Source organism: Rhodanobacter humi (genome assembly GCF_041107455.1).
In the GTDB taxonomy this organism is placed as follows: Bacteria; Pseudomonadota; Gammaproteobacteria; order Xanthomonadales; family Rhodanobacteraceae; genus Rhodanobacter_A.
In genome coordinates this window covers 868721-886520 of the sequence record NZ_JBGBPY010000001.1, presented here as the reverse complement: position 1 = coordinate 886520, position 17800 = coordinate 868721, and the positions used below count along the sequence as shown (strand labels likewise).

Sequence of the window (17800 nt, the reverse complement as noted above, 5' to 3'; positions counted from 1 at the left end):
TGATGCGCCTGAAAACCCTGAGCCTGACCCTGCTGGCCTGCCTCGGCGCGAGCGGCGCCGCGCAGGCTGCTTCGTCCACCTCTTCGGACCCGGTCGCCGACTCGCCGGCGATCGAGCATCGCGTCGACGCGATGCTCGACAAGCTCACCCTGGCCCAGAAGGTCGACCTGATCGGTGGCGAGGACAACATGTTCATTCGCGCCGAACCGGCGATCGGACTGCCGCGCCTGCGGATGTCGGATGGGCCGTTCGGCGTACGCTCGGTAGGGACCTCGACGGCCTACATGGCCGGGGTCGGCCTGGCCGCCTCGTGGGATCCTGCACTGGCGCGGCGAGTGGGCGAGGCGATGGGCCGCGATGCACGGGCGCGCGGCGTGAACTTCCTTCTCGGGCCGGGCGCGAATATCCATCGCGCACCGCAGAATGGCCGCAACATGGAGTATTACAGCGAGGATCCGTTCCTCGCCGGCAGCATGGCGGTCGGCTTCATCGACGGCATCCAGAGCCAGGGCGTGGTGGCCACGATCAAGCACTTCGTGGCGAACAACTCCGAATACGACCGCCGCCATCTCGACACCCTCATCGACGAGCGCACCCTGCGCGAAATCTATCTGCCCGCGTTCGAGATGGCGGTGAAGGACGCGCACGTCGGCGCGGTGATGAGCAGCTACAACCTGGTCAATGGTGATTACCTCAGCGAGAACCACGCGATCAGCCACGACATCCTGAAGCAGGACTGGGGCTTCAAGGGCATCTTCATGTCCGACTGGGGGGCTGCCCACGACGGTGTCAAGGCGTTCGACGCCGGGCTCGATCTGGAGATGCCCAGCGCCGAGGCGATGTCGCCGCAGCGGCTGCTGCCACTGTTGAAGGACGGCAAGCTGTCGCAGGATGTCTTGAATGACAAGGTGCGCCGGATCCTGCGCACCGCGGTGCGTTTCGGCTTTCTCGATCGACCGCAGCAGGACTTGTCGATCCCGCTGTTCAACCTCGACAACGATGCGGTGGCGCTGCAGTCCGCGCGCGAAGGGCTGGTGCTGCTGAAGAACGCCCATCACGTGCTGCCGCTCGATGCTTCGAAGATCAGGACGATCGCGGTGATCGGCCCGAATGCCTTCCCGGCGATCAGCAGCGCCGGCGGCAGTTCGCACGTCGATACGTTCGAGGCGCAAAGCGTGCTCACCGGCATCACCCATCAGCTCGGCGACAAGGTGCGCGTGCTGTACAGCCGCGGCCTGCCTTCGCCGGACGAGGTATTCAAGCAGTCCAGCTTCGTCAGCCCGACCGGCGGCAAGGGCCTGCTGCGGCAGACCTTCGCCAATGCCGATTTCCAGGGCAAGCCCGGCACGACCTCCACCGACGAACACGTCGACCAGTGGAAGCCGGAGCTGTGGACCACCCCGGCCACCCAGCGGCAGAGCATTCGCTGGAGCGGCAGCTTCGTGCCCGCCCACAGCGGCAAGTATCTGTTCCTCACCGCCGCGGCCAGTCTGGATACCTACCGATTGCTGGTGGACGGCAATCCGGTGATCACTCAACCGCAGCGTGAGGGCCAGGCACCGTTGTACGTCACGCTCGACCTGGTCGCGGGCAAGCCGGTATCGATCCGTCTGGATTACAAGCCGGACGTGAGCTACAGCCGCATGGGCCTGGGCGTGATCGCGCTGGACGATCTGATTTCGCCGGATGCCAGGAAGATGGCGGCGATGGCGGACGCCGCCGTGGTCGCGGTCGGCTTCGATCCCACCTCCGAGAGCGAGGCGTTCGACCGCACGTTCCAGCTGCCGTGGGGCCAGGAAGCGCTGATCGAGGCAGTGGCCGCGGTGAACAAGAAGACCATCGTGACCGTGAACTCCGGAGACGCCTATGCCACCGACGGTTGGCTGGACCAGGTACCTGCCTTGCTGCAGAGCTGGTATCCCGGCCAGGAAGGCGGGCGGGCGATCGCCGAAGTGCTGTTCGGTGCGCATACGCCGGAAGGCAAGTTGCCGGTCAGTTTCGACCGCGAATGGAAGGACAATCCCACCCACGATTTCTACGACGCACCACCGCATCCCGCGGGCACCAACCCCACCGTGAAATACGGCGAGGGGGTGTTCCTCGGCTACCGCTGGTACACCACCTACCCGCACAAGCCGCAGCCGCTGTTCGCCTTCGGCTACGGACTCTCGTACACGACTTTCTCGTTCAGCAAGCTCAGCGTGTCGCCTGCAGTGGCCAAGGTCGGCGACACGATCACGGTTTCGTTCGATGTCAGCAACACCGGTTCGCGCGATGGCGCCGAGGTGGCCCAGGTCTATGTGGGCGATCCGTCGGCACGGGTGGCCCGGCCGGCACGCGAGCTGAAGGCGTTCCGCAAGGTGCGGCTGAAGCCGGGACAGACCAAGCACGTCAGCCTGACCCTGGATCGGCGCGCGTTTGCGTATTACGACGTCGGCAAACATGGCTGGCAGGTCGATCCGGGCCGCTTCACCATCTATGTCGGCGACGCCTCCAACCACACGCCGCTGGCCACCGACCTGACGATGGGGAAAACACGATGAACCACATGCGATTGCACCCGCGCGATGCGCCGGTGGCGTGGAAGCCATGGCCTCCAATGCATCCGGCGAGCGCCCGCCCGGGCACGTCGTTGCTGGCGTATCGCCCGGCACGCATGGCGAATCCGGTCATTCGCGGGGCAGGGCGCCGGACAAGCCGGGCTTGCGTGATAAATCGTCGGGCATCGGCCGCGCGTGGTATCGCGGGTGTTCGTTCAACGCGGAGGGAATGTCGTGCGAATTTCTGACCTTGCATTGCTGGGCCTGCTCTTGTCATGCACCACGGCGGCTGCCGTCGCCGGCGCCGCACCGATGGCCACGCTCGACCGGCACGGCGCATGGGTCAGCGTCGAGGCTTACGGCCCGAACGTCATCCATGTGACGATTGCGGCCGACAAGAACCAGGCATTGAAGCCGCCCGGCTACGGGATTCTTGCCGGCCACGCCGACAATTCTGCCTTCCATGAGAGCCACGGCCAGGGCGGCGATACCTTCGCCTCCCCGATGCTGACCCTGCATGTGGATGCGCCGCCGCCGCCGCATGTGCCGGGAATCACGGACCGCTATTTCGCGCCGACACTGGCGCCGGTCAGCCTGCAAGTGAAGGACGCCAGGGGCGTCACGATCGTCGACATGACCGGCTGGAACATGTCGCCGCACGAGGTGGCGGGCGAAGCCACCTATCAGGTGGGCGCCACGTTCGCGGCGCCTGCCGACGAGCACTACTACGGCATGGGCCAGAACCAGGGCAGTCTCGGCCCGCTCGATCTGCGCGGCCGCGTCATCGACTGCAAGCACTGGTACGACGCGCCAAGTGGCGAAACCGTCTGCGTGCCCTTCATGGTGTCGTCCAGGGGTTACGGCATCATCTGGGACAACCCCTCCGATACGCATTTCGTCGCCGGCATCCGCGGCCACACGAGCTTCGAGTCGAAAGTCGGCGAACGTGTGAGTTTCTTCGTCATCACCGGCGACACGCCGGAGCAGATCTATTCGGCCTATGCGCGGGTGACCGGCAAGACGCCGATCCCGCCCAAGGCGGCCTTCGGCCTGATCCAGTCCAAGGCGCGTTACGACAGCCAGGCCGAGGTATTGCGCGTCGCGCGCACCTACCGCGAAAAGCACTACCCGCTCGACGTGATGGTGATCGACTGGTTCTACTGGACGCGCATGGGCCAGCTGGACATCAATCCGGCGGAATTCCCGGATCCCGACGGCATGAACCGGCAGCTGCATGCCATGGGCATGAAGTCGATCATCTCGATCTGGCCGCGCTTCGAACGCTCCGGGCGCTACTTCAAGGAGCTCGACGCCAAGGGTTATTTCCTCAAGGACAAGAACGGCAAGACGGTCGATGGCCTGCCATTTCGCTCCGACCGCGCCGGCGCCCTGATCGACTCGACCAACCCCGCGGCGCGCACGTGGTTCTGGACGCACGTGCGCGACAACATCCTCTCGCACGGCTTCGACTATCCGTGGCTGGACGAGACCGAACCGGATCTCGTGCCGGACGGCTATTTCTTCTCGATCGGCTCCGGCGACCGCTACCATAACCTCTATCCGCTGGTTCACGTGGAAGGCGTCGCGCAGGGCATGCGCGCCTGGAAACCGGACGAGCGCGTGCTGATCCTGTCCCGCGCGGCGTACCTGGGGTCCCAGCGTACCGGCGCGCTGTTCTGGTCGTCGGACATCGACCCGAGCTGGGAGGCGTTGCAACGCCAGATTCCCACCGGCCTCAACATGACCGCTTCGGGCATCGCCTATTGGGGCAACGACATCGGTGGCTGGCAATGGCTGCCGCAGACCACCCACGCCACCAAGAAGCCGCTGCTCGATCCTTCCGATGCGCGCGACACGGTGGGCCAGAACAACGATTACCCGGAACTGCTCACGCGCTGGTTCGAATACGGCACCTTCCTTCCCACGCTGCGCCTGCACGGCGACCGCAAGCATACGGAAATCTGGGCCTACGGCCATCAGGCCGAGGCGATCATGGCGAAGTACGACAAGCTTCGCTACCGCCTGATCCCGTACATCTACAGCCAGGCCAAGAAGACCTACGACACCGGCGCGCCCTTCATGCGGCCGCTGTGGATGGACTTCCCGAACGATCCCAACGTCGCCGACATCGGCACGGAATACATGTTCGGCCCCGCCTTCCTGGTGGCGCCAGTCACCGATCAGGGCCAGACGGAAAAGGACGTCTATCTGCCCGCCGGCAGCGACTGGTACAACTTCTGGACCAACGAAAAGCTGGCCGGCGGCCGCTGGGTAAAGGTGGCCGCGCCCATAGACCAGATTCCCGTCTTCGTTCGCGCCGGTTCCATCGTGCCGCTGGGTTCCGACATCCAGTCGACCGCATCGAAGCAGTCCATCGCAGAGATCCGCGTCTATCCGGGTCGCGATGCCCACTTCGCGCTGTACGAGGACGATGGCAGCTCGTACGGCTACGAGCATGGCCACTACTCGCGCATCCGGCTGGACTACGACAACGCCACCGGCGTGTTGACCTTGGGCAAACGAGAAGGCGACGGCAGCGGCACGCCGGCAAAGCGGCAGTTCGTCATCCGTCGCATCGGTGCGGCGCGGCCGAACGCGGGTGTGCCGGCTGGCAGTCGCGACCAGCGCGTCGAGTACGACGGACATGAGCTGAAAGTGTCGCGCTGAGCGACGGTACCGCATGAACCACATGGGAGACGCAACATGCATCATCGGTTATTGACATGGGCATTCATCGGTTCGGCGTGCGCGTTCGCGACTGGCGCGATGGCTGCCAGTGGAATCAGCCATCGCACCTGGGTGGACGCATGGGCGGCATCGCCGGATACCGCGGGTCCGGCCCTGGACGCACAGACGGTGCGACAGGTCGTGCGGGCGAGCATCGGCGGCTCGGCAGTGCGCGTACGGCTGTCCAATCTTTTCGGCAACGCGGCGATCACCCTGGGGCCGGTGCACGTGGCGCTGAGCGCCGGTGGAGCGGATACGGTGCCCGGCAGCGATCACACGCTGTTGTTCAACGGCAAGCCCACCGTCACCATCGCCAAGGGCGAAAGCGTGCTGTGCGATCCGGTGCAGATGGACGTGAAGGCGCTGCAGTCGCTGGCGGTGAGCATCCACGCACCGGCCGCGGCGGCATACCATGCGTCGACCGTCCACAGTGCCGGCTTTGCCACCGCCTACATCACCGAAAGCGGCGATGCCACCGCAGCGGTGCACTTCCCGCGCGAAGAGACCAGCGGCAATCGCTTCTTCCTCTCCGACGTGGAAGTGGCCAGCGCATCCACCAAGTACACACTCGTCGCTTTCGGCGATTCCATCACCGATGGCGTGGGTTCCAAGCAGGACGCGAACGAACGCTGGCCCGACTACCTTGCCGCGCGCTTGCAGGCCGATCCAAAGCTGTCTTCCATCGGAGTGGCGGATGCCGGCATCAGCGGCAATCGCATCCTGCACGACGGCTCCGGCCCAAGTGCATTGACGCGCTTCGATCGCGATGCACTGGACAAGCCCGGCGTGCGCTGGATCGTGTTGCTGGAAGGCATCAACGACATCGGCGGCTCGGGTTACGCCTTGAAAGCCGAGGACAGGATCACCGCCAAGCAAGTGATCGACGGCATGAAAGCACTCATCGCCCGTGCCCATGCCAAACACGTGAAGATCTATGGGGCCACCCTGACGCCTTACGGCGGCAGTGGCTGGCCGTATCACAGCGCGGCGGGAGAAAAGACGCGCGAGCGGGTGAATGCGTGGATCCGCAGTTCCGGCGCGTTCGACGGCGTGGTGGATTTCGACAAGGTGGTCCGCGATCCGGCCGCGCCGCAAAAGATGCTCGCCGCCTATGACAGCGGCGACCATCTGCATCCGAACAGCGCGGGCTATCGGGCGATGGCCAATGCGCTGAATCTGAGTTGGTTCGTCGACAAGCCATCGGCGGCGCAATGAACGTTACATTGCCACCGCCGGAACCGATCGGCTGGGGCGCCACCGGTCTGCGCACCTGTCGGCCGGACGACAGAGGTCGACTGCTGGAAATGCGCGCGCAGCGGCAGACGCGTTATTCGCTCAGCGAAATCACCATGTTTTCCCGTTCGCGTTACGACGATGCCGACTGCAAGGACGCGGTGAAGTATCTGCCGAAGATCCGTCACCCTACGCACTCAGTTACTCGCAATGACTGCCTCCGTTTCCTGCGCATCGACCCGAAGACCGGGGATGTCCGTGCCGACAGTCCCGACCCCATGCCGGACGACAGCGAAGGTGCGCGCTTTATCTGGTCGGAATAGAAAAAGATGGCGCCAGCGAATCCGTGGATTCAGCGGCGCATCCCGGACTCTCAACATGATGAAGGATTCGAAATGAACGCCAGACGCATAGCGCAGGTCGTATTGGGCATCTTTCTGGGGGCCGCCGCCTGCGGCAACAGCTGGGCTCAAAAGGCCGAAGGCCTGGCCAACACCCCGCAAATGGGCTGGAACAGCTGGAACAAATTTGCCTGCAATATCGACGAGCACCTGATCCGTGAGACCGCCGATGCCATGGTCAAGACGGGCTTGAAGGACGCCGGCTACCAATACGTGAACATTGACGACTGCTGGCAGGGCCAGCGCGACGCCGACGGCAACATCCAGCCCGATCCCAAGCGCTTCCCATCCGGCATGAAGGCGCTGGCAGACTATGTACATGCCAAGGGACTCAAGCTGGGCATCTACTCGGACGCCGGCGCGACCACCTGCGATGGCCGTCCCGGTAGCCGCGGCCATGAGTATCAGGATGCGCGGACCTATGCGCGCTGGGGCATCGATTACGTCAAGTACGACTGGTGCAACACCCCAGACATGAACGCCAAAGCGGCCTACACCACGATGCGCGACGCCATCGCCCAGTCGGGCCGTCCGATGCTGTTCAGCATGTGCGAATGGGGCATGAGCAAGCCGTGGGAGTGGGCCGGCCAGGTTGCTCATTCGTGGCGCACCACTCCCGATATCTATAATTGCTTCGACTGCGAATTCAGTCCCGGTCTCTCGACTGGTCTGGGCGTGCTGCGCATCCTTGACCGGCAGGCCGGCCTGCGCAAGTTCGCAGGGCCCGGCCACTGGAACGATATGGACATGCTCGAAGTGGGCAACGGCATGAGCGAGGATGAAGACCGCGCCCAGCTGTCGATCTGGGCCATGATGGCCTCGCCCCTCATCCTGGGCAACGACCTGCGTTCCATGTCCGAGTCGACCCGCCGCATCCTGACCAACCCCGGCGTGATCGCGGTGGACCAGGACAGGCTGGGTGTGGAGGCGCTGCGCGTCCTGGCCGACGGTCCGCTGGAGATCTATGCGAAGCCGCTCGACGGCGGCCAATGGGCACTGATGTTCCTGAACCGCTCCACCCAGGCTATTGATGTTCACCATGACTGGAAGGCGCAAGTCCTGACCGATGACCTGAGCAAGCGGTCGGTCGATTTCAAGCAGACTGTCTACCGCTGGTCCGACCTGTGGACCAAGAAGACGGGCGACACCAGCACCACACTGCAAGCGCGGCTTGCGCCGCACAGCGTGCTGATGCTGCTCCTGACTGGTCCTGCGAAGTCATAGGGCGGGTGAGGATGGAGGGGCGACGCTTGTGGCGGGTCGGTCCGGCAGGACGCAAACCTTCCAATGGATCGAAACACCGACGGGCGAACTGGTGCTGACGTCATTGGCCGGCCTCGACGACCGGCCGCTGAAAGATCGGGAGAGCGACCGCCCCGCGGACTTCGCGTTCGCGCTGTACACGCTGAGACGGCCGCAGGCCGTCAGTGCTTGGCGACCGCATTGCGCTTGTGCGAGGTGGCGGCAGACCTGGGCCGCATCCTTCGTGAAGTGGGCGGCACGCCCCCTCGATCGACACCCTGACTCTCAATGATTGGCTCCGCAGACAAGACAATGGACAAACACCCTGACAACCTGAGCCGCCCTTCCGCCGTCTCTCCTGCCTGCCATATGAACCGCCTGATCCTTTTTCTCCTGGGGGTCCTGGTCCTCGCCTGCGCCGCGTCTCGGCCCCTTTCGGCGGAACAGGCGCATCCTGCCCACAATCCCATCATCTGGGCCGATGTGCCGGACATGTCCATGATTCGCGTTGGCGACATCTATTACATGAGCAGCACGACGATGCACCTGAGCCCGGGAGTGCCGATCATGGAATCGAAGGACCTGGTGAATTGGGATCTGGTCGGCTACGCCTACGACCGGCTGGTCGACAACGATGCCATGAATCTGGATAACGGACAAAACGCCTACGGCAAGGGTTCCTGGGCCAGCAGCCTGCGTTTCCACGACGGCATGTTCTATGCCACGACTTTCTCCGCCACCACTGGACGCACCCACATCTACAGTACGCGCGATCCGGCGCGCGGCCCGTGGAGAGCGACGAGTTTCGCACCCGCGCTGGGTGACCACAGCCTGTTTTTCGGCGACGACGGTCGCGTGTACATGATTCACGGGAGCGGTCGCATCATGCTCACCGAGATGCAACCCGATCTTTCCGGAATCAAGCCCGGCGGCGTGAACAAGGTCATCGTCGAAAACGTCAACGCCGTCTTCGGCGCCGACCAAGGCGGTCTCAAGGGCGAGGGCTCGCAGCTTTTCAAGATCAAGGGCCGCTACTACCTCTTCAACATCGCCTCGCCCGGGAGCCGCTGGGCGCGCACCGTCATCATCAGCCGCGCCGACGCAATTGACGGTCCCTACGAGAGTCGCATCGCGCTCGAAGATCGGGGTATCGCCCAAGGCGGCCTCATCGACACCCCGCAAGGCAAATGGTATGCCTATCTTTTCAAGGACGACGACGCCGTCGGTCGCGTCCCCTACCTCGTGCCCGTGACTTGGAAGGACGGTTGGCCCGTTCTCGGCGAAAACGGCAAGGTACCCATGACGCTCGACATCCCCGCCGGCGGACAAGGCGTCTCCGGCGTCTCCGGCATCGTCGCCTCCGACGAATTCAACCGCCGGCCCGGCGATCCCAAGCTGCCGCTCGCCTGGCAATGGAATCACAATCCCGATAACGCGCACTGGGAAATCCTGCAGAAGCCTGGACGTCTGCGCATTACGACGGGCCGTGTCGATCAAGACGTGCTTGGCGCGCGCAACACGCTTACCCAGCGGACCTTCGGCCCCACCAGTTCGGCATCGACGCGCCTCCATGTGGACAAGATGAAGAATGGCGACGTGGCCGGACTCATCGCGCTCCAGAAAAAATACGGCTACGTCGGTGTCAAAATGGATCATGGTCGAAAGTCCATCGTCATGGTCAACGCGCATGGCGATTCGCCCAAGGAAATCGCTGGGATTCCGTTGCTGCAGAAGGTGGTCTACTTCAGGATCGATTGCGATTTCCGCAACCAGACGGATAAGGCCAATTTCTACTACAGCCTCGACGGGAAGAAATGGGAGCAAATCGGCAATACGCTGCAGATGGTCTACACCGTGCCGCAATTCATGGGCTACCGCTTCGGCCTGTTCAACTATGCAACGGAAAAGCCGGGCGGTTATGTTGATTTTGATTATTATCGGATCGGGTCAGGCGGCAACTCACTCTGACCTTCGTCGTTCCTTTTCATGCTTCACGATCTAGCCCGTCTTTGTCGGTTTTTCGGTGCAGGCCTCGGCCTCGCTTGCAGCTGGCGCAGAACAACATTGGCTCCTGAGAGCGCCATTGCTCAGTCGGCCAAAACGGGAACAACGCGTAGGCGGCGCTCGGTCCACGTGGGGCAACGCGCGGCGGCGCCCAGCAGGCGAGGCACCAAGGCATCGAGTTGGAAACGTCGATTGACGCGCCAAGCCGCTTCGGAGAGGTATCGATGGGCGTACTTGAAAAAACCGAAAACGTGATAGGTGCGGTCGAGCGAACGCTTGAGGTTGCTGAGTGCAATATTGACCCGGCGCGCTCGTTCACCGAGGTCCGTTCGTAAGATGAAAACTCTTGTCGCTGCTGCGAGATCCATGACCATGCCCCCCGTCTTCATCCGTCGCCACTTCAGTCTTTTGCTGGCGCTGGTCTTCGCATCGGCGGCCAGTGCCGTGTTCGCGACCGGCGCGGTGCCCACGGTACGCACTGACACCGGCGCACTGTTGGGCAGCCACGATGCCAAGTCAGGCCTCGACGAATTCAAGGGCATTCCGTATGCCGCGCCACCGGTCGGTTCCTTGCGCTGGAAACCGCCACAACCGGTGAGCGGCTGGACGGGTGTGCGCAAGGCGGACCATTTCGGTCCGCGTTGCATGCAGCGCCCGTTGTACGGCGACATGGTGTTCCGTTCCGCCGGCATGAGTGAGGATTGCCTGTACCTCAATGTGTGGGCGCCGACGCGCAGCCCTGGTGGAAAATTGCCGGTACTGGTGTACTTCTACGGCGGCGGCTTCTGGGCAGGCGACGGGTCCGAGCCGCGCTACGACGGCGCCGGCCTGGCCCAGCGCGGCATCGTCACGGTCACCGTGAACTACCGGCTGGACGTGCTCGGTTTCCTCGCGCTGCCGGCGCTGGCCGACGAGTCGCCGCAGCATGCCAGCGGCAACTACGGACTGCTCGACCAGAATGCCGCGCTGCGTTGGGTTCGACGCAACATTGCCGCCTTTGGCGGCGATCCGGCACGAGTCACCATCGGTGGCGAGTCGGCGGGTTCCATGTCGGTGTCGGCGCAGATGGCTTCGCCACTCTCGAAAGGGCTGATGCAACGGGCCATCGGCGAGAGCGGCGCGCTGCTCGGCAACCTGAAACCGCGACCGCTGGCACTGGCCGAGCAACAAGGCGAGGCCTTCGAAAAACGTGTCGGTGCGCATTCGCTGGCCGATTTGCGTGCGATGGCTGCGAGCGTCCTGCTCAAGGCCTGCGACGACAAGGACATAGCTCCCTTTGGCCCGACCATCGACGGCTACTTTCTGCCGCGTTCGCCCGAGGTCATTTATCGCGCCGGCGCACAGGCGCACATCCCGCTGCTGGTCGGCTCGAATTCGCAGGAAGGCCATTACGCGAACCTGTTCCACGACGCGCCACCCACGCCGGCCAACTATCGCGTCGTCCTCCACCGGGAGTTCGGCGCGCACGCCGCCGAAGCCTTGAAGCTGTATCCCGGCCATACCGAGACCGAGCTGAAGGCGTCCGGCACGGCGCTGGCGGGGGACCAGTTCATCGCCTTCGCGACCTGGCGCTGGATGCAGCTGCAGCACCAGACCGGCCAGGCGCCGGTGTATTACTACTATTTCACCCAGGGCCGCCCGGCCAGGCGCGACGGCAGCGCCGGCCCGGATCCGGGTGCAGTGCACAGCGGCGAAATCGAATATGCGCTGGGCAACCTGTCCGGCAACGCGGTCTACGCGTGGACGCCCGCCGATCGCCAAGTCTCGGCCACGATGGAAGGCTACTGGGCTCGCTTCATCAAGACCGGCAACCCCAACGGGCCGGGCCTGCCGCATTGGCCGGCCACCGCGGACAAGGAGGGCGGTCTGCTGCGCCAGGTGATCGGCGTGCCCACGCATACCCGGGTCGACCACGACGCGGCACGCTACGAATTCCTGCAGCGGATGAAGCCTGATGCGCATCTTTGAGGAGACAGCCGGGATGAAGAAGATTGAAGGCCATCGAGCCTGGTTTCCGGAGCGCGTCACGATGCCTTGTCTTCAATCGATCAGCGCTCTGACGAGGCGCGCTGCACTGCTGCTGGGTGCGCTGGGGCTGATGCTCACGTTCGTCACCACGACGCATGCCCAGGCCACCCGTTACGCCGGTGCGCCGCCGCTGCTGCTGGGCGCGGCCTGGTATCCAGAGCAATGGCCCGAGGCGCAATGGGATCACGACCTGGCGCTGATGCAGGCCGCGCATGTGCATCTGGTGCGCATCGGCGAGTTTGCGTGGAGCCGCATGGAGCCGCGCGAGGGCGTCTACGACTTTGGCTGGCTGGATCGCGCGATCGCCGCGGCCGCACGCCACCATATCGTGGTGGTGCTGGGCACGCCCACGGCGGCACCGCCCGCGTGGCTGACGCAGAAGTATCCCGATACCTTGCGCGTCAGTGAGGATGGCGTGCGCGACGAGCATGGCAACCGCCAGCAGTTCTCCTTCGCCAGTACGCGCTACCGGCGGTTCGCCCACGACATCGCCGAGCAGATGGCGAAGCGCTTTGGTCACAACCCGGACGTGGTCGGCTGGCAACTGGACAACGAATACGCGGCGGATTCGTTCGATCCCGACGCCAAGGCCCAGTTCCACGCGTGGCTGCAGCACAAGTACGGCAGCATCGAGGCACTCAACCACCGCTGGGCCACGGCGTACTGGAGCCAGACCTACGACAATTTCGAGCAGATCCCGGTGCGCGCGGACCACGAAAACCCTGCCTTGCTGCTGGACTGGAAGCGCTTCGTCAGCGACACCTGGCGCAGCTACTCGCTCAACCAGATCGACGCCATCCGCCCGCACGTCGATCCACGCCAGTTCATCACCACCAACACCATGGGCTGGTTCGACGGCTTCGATGCGTACACCGTGCACCAGGCGCTCGACATCGCGGCGTGGGACGACTACGTGGATACCGGCGAGGACTACGACTGGGTCGACAACGCCGCGCGTCACGACCTGGCCCGCGGCTACAAGCGGCGCAATTTCTGGGTGATGGAAACCCAACCGGGTTTCGTCAACTGGCACGCGACGAACGTGACCCTGCGCAAGGGTGTGGTGCGCGACATGGCGTGGCAGGCCATCGGCCACGGCGCCGATGCCGTCGAATACTGGCAGTGGCGCGCCGCGCCGAATGGCCAGGAGGAATACCACGGCACGCTGGTCGGCGCCGATGGCACGCCGGTGCCGGTGTACGGCGAAATCCAGCAGGTGGGCGCGGAGTTCGCCAAGGCCGGTGCGGTGCTGGCCGGCACCACGCCGCATGCCGAGGTGGCGGTCATCAACGATTTCGACAGCCGCTGGGCGATCGACTTCCAGCGCCATGCCGCCAACTTCGGTCCGGTGGCCGAGCTGAAGGCGTTCTATCGTCCGCTGCGGGCGCAGGCACAGGTGGTGGACGTGGTCTCCGCGCATGCGCCGCTGGATGGCTACAAGCTGGTCGTCGCACCGGCGCTCAACGTGCTGACCGACGCGGAAGCGGCGCGACTGAAGGCGTACGTGGAGCACGGCGGGCATCTGGTGCTGGGCCCGCGCAGCGGCATGAAGAACGCCGACGACGGCCTGCAGCCGCAACGCCAGCCCGGCCCGCTGGCGAGTGTGCTGGGTGGGCGCGTGGCGCAGTTCTATGCGCTGGACAAGGCGGTCCCCGTCGCAGGCGAAGCGGGGCAGGGCAGCGCCACGACCTGGGCCGAACAGCTGCAGGCCCAGTCGCCACAGACCCAGGTGGTCCTGCGCTACGGCAAATCCAACGGCTGGCTGGACGATCAGCCGGCGGTACTGAGCCGTCGCGTTGGCAAGGGCAGCATCACCTACGTGGGGGCATGGCTGGACGATGGCCTGCTCGATCGCCTCACCGCGTCGTGGTTGCAGCAGGCAGACGTCCACGCACCGGTACCTGGCGTACCGGCGGATGTGGAAGTCTGCGTGCGCGGCGATGCCCGCCATCAGGTGGTGATCCTGGTCAACCATGCGGCCGCGGCGCGGCGAGTGCAGCTGCCGTCGTCGATGTGGCCCGTGCTCGCCGAAGGTGGTGCCAGCAGCGAGGTGTCGCTGATGCCGTATGGCGTGGTGGTGCTGGACAGTCGCGAGCCTGCGGCGGCGAATCGTTGACGTTGACCGGTGCCGCGTCGCGGGATTTTCACCGCGGTCGGACGTGCCGCACGCCGGACCATCTGGATGTCTGAACGCGACGATGCAGGATCAAATCCTGTCTGCGTTGTGCACGGGTGGCCCTGCTACTGCTTGGTGTGGCGCCCGGATTTTCACTGTGGAGGGTGCGTTGCGGGGCAGTGTCGTCAACTTGATGCCGGTCACTGTTGATGCATTTCGCCGCGCACGCGGTCTTTGCGAATCGAAGGAGGTTGACCATGAAGCGATTGCTGATGTCCTGCGGCGTGTTGCTCGCCGCGATCCTGGTGCCCGGGCATGCCGCGCCGGTGCCATCGTCGACGGCACCTACTGCTGTCACGCTGTCGCCGGAAGCCGCCGATCTGGCGTGGCAGAAGGCCACGGCGAAATACGAACCGGCGCGGAAGGCGCTGTTGGCGAGGGTGGCCGTGGGCATGAACCACGGACCTTTTCGCCCCGACTGGGTGTCGCTGACGCGCTACACCGCACCGACCTGGTACGACAACGCGAAGTTCGGCATCTTCATCCACTGGGGCGTGTACTCGGTGCCGGCGTTCGGCAGCGAGTGGTATTCGCGCCTCATGTATCAGCAGGGCAGCCCGGAATACAAGCATCACCTTGCCGCCTATGGCCCGCAGTCGAAGTTCGGCTACAAGGACTTCATCCCGATGTTCAAGGCCGAGCATTTCGACCCCAATGCCTGGGCAAAACTGTTCAAGGCGGCCGGCGCCCGCTACGTGGTGCCGGTGGCCGAGCATCACGACGGTTTCGCGATGTACGACTCGCAGCTGTCGGACTGGACGGCGGTCAAGATGGGGCCGCACGAGGACGTCATCGGGCTGCTCGCCAAGGCGGTGCGGGCACAGGGGCTGCGCTTCGGCGTATCGTCGCACCGCGCGGAGCACGACTGGTTCTTCGACGGCGGGCGACGATTCGATTCGGACGTGAACGATCCACGCTATGCCGGTCTCTACGGGCCAGCCGTGCCGCGGGTATTGCCCAGCGGCCATGACGGCGATCTGGTCGGCGACTGGACCTACGTCTCGCAGGCGTTTCTGGACGACTGGCTGGCACGCACTGCCGAGCTGATGGATCGATATCATCCGGACCTGGTCTACTTCGACTGGTGGATAGGCCAGCCGAGCTTCCGCAACACGCTGCCGAAGATGCTGGCGTATTACTACAACGAGGGCGCGACACGCGACGGCGTCGTGGTGAACTACAAGCTCGGCGACTTCCCCGCGGGGTCTGGCGTGCTCGACATCGAGCGCGGCCAGCTCGCCGGCATCCAGTCGCTGCATTGGCAGACCGACACCTCGCTGAGCGACAAGTCGTGGGGTTACGTGAAGGGCGACACGTACAAGACCCCGACAACCATCATTCACTTGCTGGCCGATGTGGTCAGCAAGAACGGCAACCTGCTGCTCAACATCGGCCCGCGTTCGGACGGCACCATTCCGAAGGCCGAGCGCGACGTGCTGCTCGCCATCGGCCAATGGCTGAAACTCAATGGCGCGGCGATCTACGACACCACACCGTGGCGGGTGTTCGGCGAGGGGCCGACCCATGTGGCGACCGGCTCGTTCCAGGACACCGGCACCAAGCCCTACACCGCCGAGGATTTCCGTTTCACCACGCGTCCGGGCGTGCTCTACGCGATCGAACTGGGCTGGCCCGCGACGGGCGAGGCGGTGATCCACTCGATCAAGCCGTCCGACCACGTCGGCGTTGTCACGTTGCTGGCCGACGGCAAGGCGATCGAGGCGAGCCAGCAGGCCGACGGCCTGCATGTGCGCCTGCCCGAACGACCGGCTGGCGCCGCGGCTTATGTATTGCGGATCGACATGCCGGGACTTCACGCCAAGCGCAGCACCTCGAAGTCGAGTTCGCCGTCACCGGGGGCTTCTTCGTCGTGACCGGCTCTCGGCGCCATCGTCGCGATCATCGGGTTCGATGTCCACCATCTGTACAAGGTTCCCATCATGTCATTGCGCAAACCACGTACGGCCCAAACCCATGCCGGCGGCTTGTCGCTGCGGGCGAAACTGAGCGCGTTGGGCGTGCTGCTGTTGTTCGCGTCGCTGGGGCATGCGACCACCACCACCGTACCCTTGTGGCCGGGCACGGCGCCGCCTGATGGCGCGCGGCAACAGCAATTGCCGCTGCTCACGGCCTACCTTCCTGCCTCCAATCCCACCGGCACTGCCGTCGTGATCTGCCCGGGTGGCGGCTATGCAAACCTCGCGGTGGACTGGGAAGGTACCCTGGTCGCGCAATGGTTCAATCGACATCACGTGGCCGCCTTTGTGCTGCAGTACCGGCATGGTGCGGGTCATGGCTATCCGCAGCCCATCGACGACGGACGGCGCGCGATGCGCTGGGTACGTGACCACGCCGATACTTACCATCTGGCCAGGAACCACATCGGCATCATGGGCTTTTCGGCGGGCGGCCACGTGGCCTCGACCGTGTCGACGCATTTTGCGCCGATTACGGCGATTGGCGGCGATGCCATCGCGAAAGTCTCGGCACGACCGGACTTCACCATTCTCGCCTACCCGGTGGTGACGATGAAGAAGGATTTCACCCACCTGGGGTCACGCGAAAACCTGCTCGGCCAGCATCCGACGCAGGCGATGGTCGAACTGCTCTCCAACGAGACGCAGGTCACTGACCAGACCCCGCCGGCCTTCATCTACGCCACCGATGCGGACACTACCGTGTCACCGGAAAACAGCGTCGACTATTACCTGGCGTTGCATCGACATCATGTGCCGGCTGAACTGCATGTCTTTCGCGAAGGCGGCCATGGCACCGGCCTTGGTCAGGCCGATCGGTTGCTCAGCATCTGGCCCGCGCTGCTGGCGCGATGGATGGCCGGCATGGGGTTGATGGACTTCAAGTATGTCCAGCCCCCGCCGGCGGTCTCGACCCAGGGCCGGGGAAGCTGAGCCAGTTGGCGAGCGCACTGTCCAAAGCCCGCGAATCGCTCACCGGACACACGGACAGCAGGTGATTTGCCGGCTGGCCCGGCTTCTTTTCGGACCCGAAAGGAGGTATGAGGCGATTTCGAAGCCAGGGCGAGCCGCGCTGTCGTGCAGCGACGGCAAGACCGATACGAGCGATCCGGGGGAACCGCCGCCACGCATACCGTGAGACGGATATCACAGACTGGTCATTCACCTGGCGATTGCGCGGCGCAGTTTCTAATTTCGCAATTGCAGCTGACGTTCTTCGCAATGCCGCGTATCGGGCGTTGCGCGTAGAGTCGTGCCAGGGACGGCGTTCGATGCTCGACATCATGCGTGAGCTTCGCGCAAGCGTATTGCGAGAGGTATCTCGCGATGTTCCCCGATGCCGTTCCTTCGTCGTCGTGCGGATCGGGGTATGCAGCGGGATCGGACGGGCTTGCCGCTTTCGCGAAGCACGCGGCGACACCTTTTTCGCGGCATGCACACGATCCAGGGGCTCGCCTTCGGTTGAACACACCG

The 17800-nt window shown here is 64.5% G+C and carries 10 protein-coding genes and 1 pseudogene; 10 read left to right on the top strand and 1 reads right to left on the bottom strand.

Translation table 11 applies throughout. From position 1 onward, the window contains the following. Positions 1 to 2: 2 nt before the first annotated feature. The 6 genes from AB7878_RS04115 (at position 3) to AB7878_RS04090 (ending at position 10111) form a co-directional block, all read left to right on the top strand. Positions 3 to 2543: a glycoside hydrolase family 3 C-terminal domain-containing protein gene (locus tag AB7878_RS04115; protein WP_369493132.1), complete on the top strand. Its 2541-nt coding sequence runs from the start codon at positions 3 to 5 to the stop codon at positions 2541 to 2543. Between the two features lie 231 nt (positions 2544 to 2774). Continuing rightward, positions 2775 to 5207: a glycoside hydrolase family 31 protein gene (locus AB7878_RS04110; protein ID WP_369493131.1), complete on the top strand. Its 2433-nt coding sequence runs from the start codon at positions 2775 to 2777 to the stop codon at positions 5205 to 5207. A gap of 36 nt (positions 5208 to 5243) precedes the next feature. Continuing rightward, positions 5244 to 6482, top strand: coding sequence for an SGNH/GDSL hydrolase family protein (locus AB7878_RS04105; RefSeq protein ID WP_369493130.1), 1239 nt, complete (start codon positions 5244 to 5246; stop codon positions 6480 to 6482). After that, complete coding sequence (locus tag AB7878_RS04100; RefSeq protein ID WP_369493129.1) at positions 6479 to 6823, top strand: hypothetical protein; 345 nt, start codon at positions 6479 to 6481, stop codon at positions 6821 to 6823. The genes AB7878_RS04105 and AB7878_RS04100 overlap by 4 nt, the downstream gene beginning before the upstream one ends. 72 nt (positions 6824 to 6895) lie before the next feature. Further along, positions 6896 to 8125 (top strand): glycoside hydrolase family 27 protein, encoded by a 1230-nt coding sequence (locus AB7878_RS04095; RefSeq protein ID WP_369493128.1) that lies wholly within the window; start codon positions 6896 to 6898, stop codon positions 8123 to 8125. Between the two features lie 330 nt (positions 8126 to 8455). Next, positions 8456 to 10111, top strand: a complete 1656-nt coding sequence (locus AB7878_RS04090) for a glycoside hydrolase family 43 protein (protein ID WP_369493127.1) — start codon at positions 8456 to 8458, stop codon at positions 10109 to 10111. A gap of 119 nt (positions 10112 to 10230) precedes the next feature. Here the strand turns inward: AB7878_RS04090 and AB7878_RS04085 are convergent. Beyond that, positions 10231 to 10464: pseudogene (locus AB7878_RS04085) on the bottom strand (IS1595 family transposase); the annotation flags it as partial. On the opposite strand from AB7878_RS04085, the gene AB7878_RS04080 reads away from it, so the two are divergent. The 4 genes from AB7878_RS04080 (at position 10406) to AB7878_RS04065 (ending at position 17260) form a co-directional block, all read left to right on the top strand. Next, positions 10406 to 12115 (top strand): carboxylesterase/lipase family protein, encoded by a 1710-nt coding sequence (locus AB7878_RS04080; RefSeq protein ID WP_369493126.1) that lies wholly within the window; start codon positions 10406 to 10408, stop codon positions 12113 to 12115. The pseudogene AB7878_RS04085 and the gene AB7878_RS04080 overlap by 59 nt on opposite strands. Before the next feature lie 61 nt (positions 12116 to 12176). Then, positions 12177 to 14291 (top strand): beta-galactosidase, encoded by a 2115-nt coding sequence (locus AB7878_RS04075; protein ID WP_369493125.1) that lies wholly within the window; start codon positions 12177 to 12179, stop codon positions 14289 to 14291. Between the two features lie 209 nt (positions 14292 to 14500). Further along, positions 14501 to 16225: an alpha-L-fucosidase gene (locus tag AB7878_RS04070; protein ID WP_439653765.1), complete on the top strand. Its 1725-nt coding sequence runs from the start codon at positions 14501 to 14503 to the stop codon at positions 16223 to 16225. A gap of 66 nt (positions 16226 to 16291) precedes the next feature. Further along, positions 16292 to 17260 (top strand): alpha/beta hydrolase, encoded by a 969-nt coding sequence (locus AB7878_RS04065; protein ID WP_369493124.1) that lies wholly within the window; start codon positions 16292 to 16294, stop codon positions 17258 to 17260. The last annotated feature ends 540 nt before the right edge of the window (positions 17261 to 17800 follow it).

Coding starts and splice junctions, on each gene's coding strand:
- AB7878_RS04090 (WP_369493127.1), top strand. CDS start 8,456: ATGGACAAACACCCTGACAACCTGAGCCGCCCTTCCGCCGTCTCTCCT.
- AB7878_RS04100 (WP_369493129.1), top strand. CDS start 6,479: ATGAACGTTACATTGCCACCGCCGGAACCGATCGGCTGGGGCGCCACC.
- AB7878_RS04095 (WP_369493128.1), top strand. CDS start 6,896: ATGAACGCCAGACGCATAGCGCAGGTCGTATTGGGCATCTTTCTGGGG.
- AB7878_RS04105 (WP_369493130.1), top strand. CDS start 5,244: ATGCATCATCGGTTATTGACATGGGCATTCATCGGTTCGGCGTGCGCG.
- AB7878_RS04065 (WP_369493124.1), top strand. CDS start 16,292: ATGTCATTGCGCAAACCACGTACGGCCCAAACCCATGCCGGCGGCTTG.
- AB7878_RS04070 (WP_439653765.1), top strand. CDS start 14,501: ATGCATTTCGCCGCGCACGCGGTCTTTGCGAATCGAAGGAGGTTGACC.
- AB7878_RS04115 (WP_369493132.1), top strand. CDS start 3: ATGCGCCTGAAAACCCTGAGCCTGACCCTGCTGGCCTGCCTCGGCGCG.
- AB7878_RS04075 (WP_369493125.1), top strand. CDS start 12,177: ATGCCTTGTCTTCAATCGATCAGCGCTCTGACGAGGCGCGCTGCACTG.